Consider the following 9,376-nt stretch of genomic DNA (forward strand, 5'->3'; position numbering starts at 1 on the left):
CGGGCCCGCTTCACCCGAGCCGGCCCTGGAGCACGAGCGCGGGCCGGTCGGGGGAGTCGGCGAGCACCACCGCGTCGGCGAGCGCGGCGGGGTCCACCTCCTCGTCGTAGCGGTCGAAGGCGGGCAGCTCCCACGCCTGCTCGGCCGGCGTCCGGCGGCGGCGCGCGGCCGGACCCACCCGCAGGTGGACGACGACGTCGAAGGCCAGGCCCAGCCCCTGCAGCATCGCACCGGGGACGAGCAGCACGCCGCGGGCCGGCGCCGGACGCCGGTCGGCACGGGCGGCCCGGTCGGTCTCGACGTCCCACAGCACCGGCAGGTACAGCCCCGATCCGCCCGGCCCCACGGGGTCGAGCACCTCCCGGGCCAGGGCGCCTGCGTCCAGCCAGTCGGTGTAGCGGGCGTCGGGGTCGGTGCGGCCGTGCTCCAGGCGGAGGGACGCCGGGCGCAGGAAGCCCCCGGCGGGGACGACGACCGCGCCCCGGCCCAGCGGCGGCAGCCGCTCGGCGACGGCGGCGGCGAGGACCTCCGGCGCGGCGACGTCGGGACCGTCGACGGCCACCCGCAGCGCGGCGGCGCCGGGGGCGGGGTCGAGGTCGGCGAGCAGGCCGGCCAGCCGGTCGGCCAGCGCCCGCGGGGTGAGCGGCTCCGGCCGGCTCAGGGCCGGCTCTCCGCGGCCGCCCCCCGCCGGGTGCGGCTGCGGTTCCGGGCCGGTCGCTCGTCACCGGCCGCGGGATCGCGCGGTGCAGGGGGGCGGGGGGCGGGACCACCGCCGGTCGGCGCCGCCGGTGCGGGGCGCGCGTCGAGCTCGTCGAGGACCTGGCGGGCCAGCTCGGGGACCGGCCGGCCGGAGGCGCGGGCGTTCCCGCGGAGGAGCTCGAAGGCCGCCCGCGGGGAGGTGCCGAGGCGCTCGGCCAGGACGCCGATGGCGCGCTCGGTCGACACCCGCGCCGCGAGGGCGTGCTCCAGCTGGGCGACGGTGCGCTCCAGGGCGGCGATGCGGGCGTCCCGGGGGTCGACCTCGGGCTGCGGCTCGCCGCCGGCGCCCCGGGCCGCGCGGCGCGCGGTGCGGTCGGGCTCCACGAGGGTGCCCAGCTCCTCGGCGACCAGGTCGGCGAGGGACATGCCCTCCACCAGGTCCGCGACGTCCTCCGCGCGGCCCGGGGACAGCACCGACCACCCGCGCTCGGTCCGCACCACCACGACCGACGGGGTGTCGGCCCGCAGGACCTCCTCCGGGCCGACGCCAGCGACGGCGAGATCCACGCTCGTGCTCACCTCAACGGCCTCCGCAGGGTCGAGGGCCCGGCGGGACGGCCGGGCGTCAGCGGGCCGACGTGCCGGCCCCGTGCACGACGATCATGCCTGTTCGCGCACCGCACGCGCGGGAACACTCGCCGTCACGCGTCCGCTTGCTGCGTGAGCTGCGCCTTCACCTGGTCGATGCCGGGGTTGGTCAGCGCGGTGCCGTCCGCGAAGACGAGGGTCGGGACGGTGCGGTTGCCGCCGTTGGCCTGCATGACGATGTCGGCCGCGGCGGGCTCGCGCTCGATGTCGACCTCGGCGTACTCGATGCCCTCGCGCTGCATGAGCTTCTTGAGCCGGACGCAGTAGCCGCACCACGGGGTCGTGTACATCGTCACGGCGGGGGTCGCAGCGCTCATGGGGTCGGTGTCCTCCTGGTCGGGGTGCGGCCGGTGCGGCCGGTGTGGCCGTTGCCGTCCCCAACGCCGCGCCCCTGGGGATGCTTCCCCCGGCCGTCGGTGCCGGCTGGGAGGATGGGTGGGCTGTCGAGGGAAGGCGGGGGAGCGGATGTCGCAGATGGCCGGGGCGCCCGGCGCCGTCCGCACGACCGGTGCGGAGGCGGTGCTCGCGCAGCTGGACGACGAGCAGCGCGCGGCGGCCTCCGCGGTCAGCGGGCCGGTCTGCATCCTCGCCGGGGCCGGCACGGGCAAGACCCGCACCATCACCCACCGGATCGCCTACGGCGTCCACACCGGCGCCTTCGTGCCCGAGCAGGTGCTGGCGGTGACGTTCACCGCCCGGGCCGCGGGGGAGCTGCGCACCCGGCTCGGGGGGCTCGGGGTCGGCGGGGTGCAGGCGCGGACCTTCCACGCCGCCGCGATGCGGCAGCTGCGCTACTTCGCCCCGCAGGTGCTCGGGGGCCCGATGCCCGGGCTGGTGGAGAACAAGCTGCGACTGGTCGCCTCCGCGGCGTCGCGGGCCCGGCTGACCACCGACCGGGCCAGCCTGCGCGACCTCGCCAGCGAGATCGAGTGGGCCAAGACCACCCTCGCGACGCCGGAGGACTACCCGGCCCGGGCCCGCGCCGCCGGTCGCGAGCCGCCGTTCGAGGCGCCCGCGGTCGCGCAGGTCTACGCCTCCTACGAGTCGGCCAAGCAGCGCGACGGCGTCCTGGACTTCGAGGACCTGCTGCTCGTCACGGCCTTCGCCATCGAGGAGCACCCCCAGGTGGCCCGTCAGGTCCGCGGCCAGTACCGGCACTTCGTGGTCGACGAGTACCAGGACGTCAACCCGTTGCAGCAGCGGCTGCTCGACGCCTGGCTGGGCGGCCGGGCCGACGTCTGCGTCGTGGGGGACCCGAACCAGACGATCTACTCCTTCACCGGCGCGGACCCGGACTACCTGCTCGGCTTCGCCGACCGCTACCCCGACGCCGAGGTCGTCAAGCTGGAACGCGACTACCGCTCGACGCCGCAGGTGGTGGCGCTGGCGAACAGGCTCATCGGGCAGGCGCCGCCGCGCAAGGGCCTGCCGGGGCTGCGCCTGCTCGGGCAGCGCGCCGAGGGGCCCGCGCCGCGGTTCTTCGAGCACCCCGACGAGCCGACCGAGGCCGCCGCCGTGGCGCAGGCGTGCCGGGCGGTCATCGAGGCGGGGACGCCGGCCTCGGAGGTCGCGGTCCTGTTCCGCATCAACGCCCAGTCCGAGGTGTACGAGAACGCGCTGAGCGCGGCCGGCGTGCCCTACGTGCTGCGCGGCGGCGAGCGGTTCTTCGAGCGCCCCGAGGTGCGGGAGGCCGTGCTGCTGCTGCGCGGGGCCGCCGCCGGCGGCTCCGAACCGGGGGCCCTGGTGCCCACCGTCCGCGACGTGCTGGCCTCGACCGGCTGGGTCGAGCACCGCCCGCCGCCCGGCGGTGCCGCGCGGGACCGGTGGCAGTCCCTGGCCGCCCTCGTCGACCTGGCCGTGGACCTCGTCGCCGAGGACCCGACCATCGACCTGCCCGGCTTCGTCACCCACCTCGCCGCCCGGGCCGACGCCCAGCACGCCCCGACCGTGCAGGGGGTCACCCTGGCCTCGATGCACGCGGCCAAGGGCCTGGAGTGGGACGTCGTCTTCGTCGTCGGCCTGGTCGACGGCGTCCTCCCGATCGCCCAGTCGCTGTCGCGGCCCGAGGCGGTCGAGGAGGAGCGGCGCCTGCTCTACGTCGCGGTCACCCGGGCCCGCGAGCACCTGACGCTCTCGTGGTCCCTCGCCCGCAACCCCGGCGGGCGCCGGTCCCGGCCGCGCAGCCGCTTCCTCACCGGTCTGGTGCCCGAGTCCGCGCCGACCGCCGCCCCCGCCCCGCGCCGGCAGAAGCGGGCCAAGGTGGTCCTCGAGGGGGAGGCCGGCGAGCTGTTCGAGCGGCTCCGTGCCTGGCGCAGCGCCACCGCGCAGGCGGCGTCCGTGCCGGCCTACGTCGTGCTCACCGACGCCACGCTGCAGGCGATCGCGGAGAGCCGGCCGGGCAGCCTGCGCGAGCTGGCCGCGCTGCCGGGGATCGGCGCGCGCAAGCTCGAGCTCTACGGCGAGGACGTCCTCGCCACGGTCGGCTCCTGACCCGCTGCTCCCCGTGACGGCCGACGGGTGACCGGGCTCACACCCCGACCGCCGGGTTAATTGCGTTGACCGCCCCAGCGGGGCCGCCCTACTGTCCTGATCGCGCCTGGGGGAGCTCCCGGGCGCGCCAGACCCCGGTACCGGCGCCCGCGCCGGCACCCGATCCCCGGAGAGGAGGGGCGACGATGATCACCACGACGACCGCGCTCGCCCCCTCCGTGGCCTCCTGGTCGGGGAGCCTCGCCGTGCGTCCGGCCGATCTCCAGGCCCCGCGCCCGGCCACCCGTCTGCGCGCCCTGCCGCTCGTCGGCGTCGTCGCCCTCGAGGTGTTCGGCATCGCGCCCACCACGGGTTGCGTCGACAGCACCGCTGTGCCTTTCGTGCCCACCGCCCAGTTCGGCACCCGTGAGCAGTCCTACACCCAGCACGACACGACCCCCGGGATCCACCCCCCGCGGAGACCGCTGAGCTAGCGCTCACCAGGTCCTCCTCGAGGCCGCGGAACCCGAACCCGGGTCCGCGGCCTCTCTCGTTGCCGGCCGCGACACCCGGCCCCGACCTCCGGTCGGCGGTCCCCGCCGGCCGTGGACGAGACGAGTACGAGGAGGAGCGGCAGTGCAGCAGGCGATCGACCGCCCGTCGTCCCACCGCCGGCCGGGGCTCCCCCGGACCGGGGGCCCCCTGCCCCGACGGCCCGTGCGGGTCCAGCCGGCGCCGGTGCGCCGGCCCCTGCCGTGCCGGACCGACCCGGACCTGTGGTTCGCGGAGAGCCCGGCGCTGCTGGAGCAGGCCAAGACGCTCTGCGCCGAGTGCCCGGTCCAGGCGGCCTGCCTGGCCGGCGCCCTGGACCGCGGCGAGCCGTGGGGCGTCTGGGGCGGCCAGATCTTCGAGCGCGGGGTGGTCATCCCGCGCAAGCGCCCGCGGGGACGCCCCCGCAAGGTCGTCGCGGCGTGAGCGGCGCGACCGGCCGGGCCGCGTGCGCGGCACGGCACCCCTGACCGATCGACCGACGTCACCGGCCCACCCGAGAACCGAGGAACCGCCGTGCACACCACCGAGTACCACATGGCCGTCGACCGACTGCGCGAGCTGCGCGCCGAGGCCGACACCGCGAGCCGGGCGGCGCGCCTGCGGGCCGCCCGCCGCTGGGCCCGCCGCGCGGAGTACGCGACCCGCCGGGCCGCGCGCGCCAGCGCCGCCGTCCGCTGACGGCGTCCCCGGCCGGGGCCGGGCGTCCCGCACGCCCGGCCCCGGCCCGATCCGTCCGCCCGCGCGGCATGCTGGGGGGATGCAGCCCCCGGAGCTGACCTGCCGGCGCTGCGGCCGGGCCGGGCGGGCGGCCGACGCCGCGACCGGCTGGTCGTTGGACACCCCTCCGCGGCCGACCGGGTCGGGGGGCGGGCCGGCGCCGGGGCCGGCGACGGCGCTGTGCCCGGACTGCGCCCGGGACTGCCTCCGCGACCTCGAGGCCCGCCTGGACCCGTGACGCCTGGACCCGTGACGCCGGGACCCGTGACGCCGGGACCCCGGACGCCGGGGTCGGTCCGACCGGTGGAGCCCGTCAGCCGGTGAAGCCCGGCAGCCACTCCTCGACGACGCTGCGGAAGTCCCCGGCCGCGTCGAGCTGGCACAGGACGCCGATGGAGCCGATCGTCACGCGGTGGATGAGCAGGTAGGCCGGGGGCAGGTTGAGCATCCGGCCCAGCCGGCTGGCCTCGCTGCGGGGGTCGGCGACCCGGGCCGCCTGCTCCTGCATCCAGGCGCGGGTGAAGTGGAAGTGGTGGCCGGTGATCGGCTCCAGGAGCGGCAGCAGGTACTCCAGCACCCCCTGGGCGTCGACCGCCACGTTCGGCCGCACGAAGCCCTCGGCCCGCAGGTCGGCGAGCACGTCCTCGGCGCGCCCCTCGAGCGCCCAGCGCACCAGCCGGCCGATCGGCTCGGGGTGGCCGTCGGGGAGCCGGGCGGTCGCGCCGAAGTCGATGACGCCGAGCCGGCCGTCGGGCACCAGCCGGAAGTTGCCCGGGTGCGGGTCGGCGTGCAGCAGCCCGGCCCGCTGCGGCCCGGAGAAGTGCAGCACGGCCATGAGCCGGCCCGCCCGGTCGCGCTCCTCGCGGGTGCCCGAGGCGATGACCCGGGAGAGCGGCGTGCCCTCCAGCCACTCGGACACGATCACCTTCGGCGCGCTCGCGACCACCCGCGGGACGACGATCTGCGGGTCGTCGTCGTAGGCGGCGGCGAACCCGCGCTGCGCGTCGGCCTCGAGCCCGTAGTCGAGCTCCTCGACCACCCGCGCCTTGAGCTCGGCGATCAGCGGCTTGACGTCCATCCCCGGGAAGAGCGCCGCGAACAGCCGCGCGAAGCGCGCCAGCTGGTTGAGGTCGGCCATGAGGGCGGTCGCGGCCCCCGGGTACTGGATCTTCACCGCCACGTCGCGGCCGTCCCGCCAGGTGGCCCGGTGCACCTGGCCGATGCTGGCCGCGGCCGCCGGCAGGTCGTCGAAGTGCCGGAACCGCTCGCGCCACCGGCCGCCCAGCTGCTGGGAGAGCACCGCGTGCACGGTGCGCGCCGGCATGGGCGGCGCCTCCTCCTGCAGCTTCACCAGCGCCTCGCGGTAGGGCGCGGACACCTCCTCCGGCACCGCGGCCTCGAAGACCGACAGCGTCTGCCCCAGCTTCATCGCCCCGCCCTTGAGCTGGCCCAGGACGGCGAAGAGCTGCTCGGCGGTGCGCTGCTGCATCTCCGCGGCCACGGCGTCGGCCGACTGGCCGGAGAGCCGCTTGCCGATCCCCAGGGTGGCGCGGCCGGCCGCACCCAGCGGCAACGAGGCCAGCCGTGCGGTCCGTGAGACCGACCCTCGCGGCATCTCACGTCCGGTCTCGCTCACGCTCTCTCCTCGCTCGCGCGCGGCCGCTCCGGGGCACCGACCGGTGCCCGGGAGCTCAAGCCCTGACGCGCACCCCCCGCGGGTCCGCTGGCGCACACTGCCGCCATTGTCCCCCGACGGAGGGGCCGGGCGCCGAGCGTGGTCGGTGAACTCATCCCCCCGGGGCCCCTGGCGGGCGGCACCGGCACTCGGGATGGGCGCCCCAGCGGCGGCTGCGCGGGGTGAACTGGGGCGGCCGCAGCTCCAGGGTGGCCCCCAGCGTGACCGGGGCGCCGCCGCCGTCGACGTAGCCGAGGACCTGGACGGCGGCGGTCAGCGCGGTCAGCAGGCAGGTGACGGTCGCGCCGGCCGGTCGCGCGTCGGCGGCGAGCTGTGCGGAGAGCACCGGCCAGCGCGGGTCGGCGTCCCGGCGGAGCAGCTCCGCGCAGCGCAGGCACCCGGTCCGGCCCGGGACGACGAGCGGGCCCACCACACCGGTCTCCCCGCGCACGGTGGAGACCAGGTGGGGGACGCCGTCGCGCTGCAGGTCGGCCACGTGGGGATCGGTGGACGCCCAGGCCCGGGTGAGGACGACGAGGTCGGCGTTCCCGGCCGGGGGGCGCAGGTCGGTCAGCGGGCTGGCCCGGCGCACGGCGTCGGCGGCGGCCAGCCCGCGGGGCCGGCCCTCGTCGGCCGCACCCAGCCCGCCCACCACGGCGTCGCCCGCGGTGGCCGGCCCGGTGTCGCGGACGTGCACCCGGCCCACGCCGCTCGCGGCGAGGACGGCGGCCAGCGGGACCCCGACCCGGGTGGCGCCGTCGACCACCACGGTCGCCCGACGGCGGGCCTGCCAGCGGGCACCCCCGGTGGCCGTGGGGAGCTCGGCCGCCGCCCGCGCCGACGCGGCGGGGCCGGCGTCGGTGGCCAGCAGGTCCGCGGCCTCGAGGTCGACCAGCAGCCCGGTGTCGAGCAGCGCCCGCAGCAGGGCCTCCACCGCGGCCGGGTCGTGGCCGTCGCGCACCGCGTCGGCGACCACCGCCTGGCGGGGGCGACGGCCGTCGAGCCCGCGGAGCAGGCGCTCGAGAGCGCCGGTGGCGGGGGAGACCACGACCCCGTCGGTCGAGTCGACGCCGCCCACCTGGAGGGCCGGGCCGTCCGCGCCGCCGGGCAGTCGCAGCACCGGCACGGTCGGGGGCAGCAGCGGGTGGGAGGTGTCGGTCACCGGGGGAGGGTGACAGGGGCGGGGCCGGGCACGGGGCCGCCGCCCGCGTCCTGTGGACGACGCCGGCGGCGCCCCGCGCTGCGGGACGCCGCCGGCGGCCCTCCCCGGGTTCGCACTGCGAGCCCGCGGGCGGGGAGGGTGCGTTCCCTCAGGCCTTGCCGAGGATCCGGTTCATCTTGGTGCCGCAGACCGGGCAGGTGCCCTGGGCCATGCGGCGGCCGGACTCGCTGACCTTGACCTCGCCGTCGAAGTCCCGCTTCTCCTTGCACTTCACGCAGTAGCCGTTGTAGCTCTCCGCCACGCTGCTCCCTCCTCGCGTTCTCCGGCGCCCGGCCCGGGCGTCGTGGGCCGGAACGGTACCCGGGCCTCCGGACAGGTCCCGGAGCCGACCGGGCGGTCACCCACCCCGGTTGTCCACGGCCTGTGGACAGCGGTGTGGACACGGTGGGGACCGCTGCTCCGGAGCTGTGCGCAACCGGGGGACGCACCGGCCCGCCGCCGGGCGGGGAACCCGGCGACACGCGTGCCCAGCTGCGCGGATCCGGTTCTCGAGGGGTGTGGACGGCGGTGTCCTGCCCGGTGCCCCACCCCGTGCGGCCGCCTGGGTGTCCACCGTCCGTGCGACATGCACCCGAGCGGGTGCGGGGCCGGCTCACGCGCCGGCCGGCCGTCACCTACGGTCTCCTCCGTGCCCGGTTCGACCCCCGACACCCCGGACTCCCGCGTACCGACCGCTCCGCAGGCCCGGTCGCCGCGCACCGTCCCCGCGGTGCCCGATCGCGTCGAGGTCCGGCGCAGCGCCCGGCGGCGGCGCACGGTGACCGCCTATCGCGAGTCCGGTCGCACCGTGGTCCTCATCCCCGCGGCCTTCACGCCCGCCGAGGAACGGCGCTGGGTGGCGCAGATGGTGGCCAAGCTGCAGACCCGCGAGGAGCGCCGGCGCCGTTCCCTCGGCGGGGACGACGAGCTCATGGCGCGCGCCCGGGCGCTGTCCCTGGCGCACCTGGACGGCGTGCCGGAGCCGGCGAGCGTCCGCTGGGTGGACAACCAGCAGCGGCGCTGGGGGTCGTGCACGCCCGCCGACCGCAGCATCCGGCTCTCCAGCCGCCTGCGTGCCATGCCCGAGTACGTCGTCGACTACGTCCTGGTGCACGAGCTGGCCCACCTCATCGAGCCCAGCCACTCGGCGGCGTTCTGGGCGCTCGTGGCCCGCTACCCCCGCGCCGAGCGGGCGCGGGGGTTCCTCGAGGGGATCGAGCAGGCGTCGGGCGAGTCCGCCCCCCGCCCCGAGGGCGACCCGGTCGACTGAGCAGGCCGCCGACTGAGTAGCCCTGTGTCAAGCCGCCGCCGCGGCGTCCCGGTTGAGGTATCGGTTGAGGGCGCCGTGGCGGTCGGGGTTGTAAGGCTGGTGGTCTTGCCAGCAGCGCCAGACGACCAGCGTCCAGGCGCGGGCG

The 9,376-nt window shown here is 77.6% G+C and carries 12 protein-coding genes; 6 read left to right on the forward strand and 6 right to left on the reverse strand.

Translation table 11 applies throughout. From position 1 onward, the window contains the following. Positions 1 to 10: 10 nt before the first annotated feature. The 3 genes from ACI8AC_RS16680 to ACI8AC_RS16690 form a co-directional block, all read right to left on the reverse strand. Positions 11 to 562: a uridine kinase gene (locus ACI8AC_RS16680; RefSeq protein WP_456898941.1), complete on the reverse strand. Its 552-nt coding sequence runs from the start codon at positions 560 to 562 to the stop codon at positions 11 to 13. Positions 563 to 657: 95 nt separating this feature from the next. Continuing rightward, positions 658 to 1,278, reverse strand: a complete 621-nt coding sequence (locus ACI8AC_RS16685) for an ANTAR domain-containing protein (protein ID WP_456898942.1) — start codon at positions 1,276 to 1,278, stop codon at positions 658 to 660. A gap of 122 nt (positions 1,279 to 1,400) precedes the next feature. Further along, the gene (locus ACI8AC_RS16690) at positions 1,401 to 1,664 is read right to left on the reverse strand and encodes a mycoredoxin (RefSeq protein WP_456898943.1); all 264 of its coding nucleotides are present in this window, start codon (positions 1,662 to 1,664) and stop codon (positions 1,401 to 1,403) included. Positions 1,665 to 1,782: 118 nt separating this feature from the next. Here ACI8AC_RS16690 and ACI8AC_RS16695 point away from each other — a divergent pair, with 118 nt between their 5' ends. The 5 genes from ACI8AC_RS16695 to ACI8AC_RS16715 all read left to right on the forward strand — a co-directional run bounded on the left by ACI8AC_RS16695 (position 1,783) and on the right by ACI8AC_RS16715 (position 5,323). After that, complete coding sequence (locus ACI8AC_RS16695) at positions 1,783 to 3,837, forward strand: ATP-dependent helicase (RefSeq protein ID WP_456898944.1); 2,055 nt, start codon at positions 1,783 to 1,785, stop codon at positions 3,835 to 3,837. Positions 3,838 to 4,022: 185 nt separating this feature from the next. After that, complete coding sequence (locus tag ACI8AC_RS16700) at positions 4,023 to 4,310, forward strand: hypothetical protein (RefSeq protein ID WP_456898945.1); 288 nt, start codon at positions 4,023 to 4,025, stop codon at positions 4,308 to 4,310. Positions 4,311 to 4,533: 223 nt separating this feature from the next. Continuing rightward, complete coding sequence (locus ACI8AC_RS16705) at positions 4,534 to 4,791, forward strand: WhiB family transcriptional regulator (protein ID WP_456898946.1); 258 nt, start codon at positions 4,534 to 4,536, stop codon at positions 4,789 to 4,791. Positions 4,792 to 4,881: 90 nt separating this feature from the next. Further along, the gene (locus tag ACI8AC_RS16710) at positions 4,882 to 5,046 is read left to right on the forward strand and encodes a hypothetical protein (RefSeq protein ID WP_199522224.1); all 165 of its coding nucleotides are present in this window, start codon (positions 4,882 to 4,884) and stop codon (positions 5,044 to 5,046) included. 79 nt (positions 5,047 to 5,125) lie between these two features. Next, positions 5,126 to 5,323: a hypothetical protein gene (locus ACI8AC_RS16715; RefSeq protein ID WP_456898947.1), complete on the forward strand. Its 198-nt coding sequence runs from the start codon at positions 5,126 to 5,128 to the stop codon at positions 5,321 to 5,323. 75 nt (positions 5,324 to 5,398) lie between these two features. On the opposite strand, the gene ACI8AC_RS16720 is transcribed toward ACI8AC_RS16715, so the two are convergent. The 3 genes from ACI8AC_RS16720 to ACI8AC_RS16730 all read right to left on the reverse strand — a co-directional run bounded on the left by ACI8AC_RS16720 (position 5,399) and on the right by ACI8AC_RS16730 (position 8,223). Further along, complete coding sequence (locus tag ACI8AC_RS16720; protein ID WP_456898948.1) at positions 5,399 to 6,721, reverse strand: ABC1 kinase family protein; 1,323 nt, start codon at positions 6,719 to 6,721, stop codon at positions 5,399 to 5,401. 151 nt (positions 6,722 to 6,872) lie between these two features. After that, positions 6,873 to 7,922 (reverse strand): ThiF family adenylyltransferase, encoded by a 1,050-nt coding sequence (locus ACI8AC_RS16725; RefSeq protein WP_456898949.1) that lies wholly within the window; start codon positions 7,920 to 7,922, stop codon positions 6,873 to 6,875. A 148-nt stretch (positions 7,923 to 8,070) separates the two neighbouring features. After that, positions 8,071 to 8,223 (reverse strand): DUF5679 domain-containing protein, encoded by a 153-nt coding sequence (locus tag ACI8AC_RS16730; RefSeq protein WP_012950213.1) that lies wholly within the window; start codon positions 8,221 to 8,223, stop codon positions 8,071 to 8,073. Positions 8,224 to 8,610: 387 nt separating this feature from the next. Between ACI8AC_RS16730 and ACI8AC_RS16735 the strand changes: the two genes are divergently transcribed. Continuing rightward, complete coding sequence (locus ACI8AC_RS16735; protein WP_456898950.1) at positions 8,611 to 9,231, forward strand: M48 metallopeptidase family protein; 621 nt, start codon at positions 8,611 to 8,613, stop codon at positions 9,229 to 9,231. Positions 9,232 to 9,376: the final 145 nt, after the last annotated feature.

The organism is Geodermatophilus sp. SYSU D00758 (genome assembly GCF_054049955.1).

Coding starts and splice junctions, on each gene's coding strand:
- ACI8AC_RS16690 (WP_456898943.1), bottom strand. CDS start 1,664: ATGAGCGCTGCGACCCCCGCCGTGACGATGTACACGACCCCGTGGTGC.
- ACI8AC_RS16700 (WP_456898945.1), top strand. CDS start 4,023: ATGATCACCACGACGACCGCGCTCGCCCCCTCCGTGGCCTCCTGGTCG.
- ACI8AC_RS16715 (WP_456898947.1), top strand. CDS start 5,126: ATGCAGCCCCCGGAGCTGACCTGCCGGCGCTGCGGCCGGGCCGGGCGG.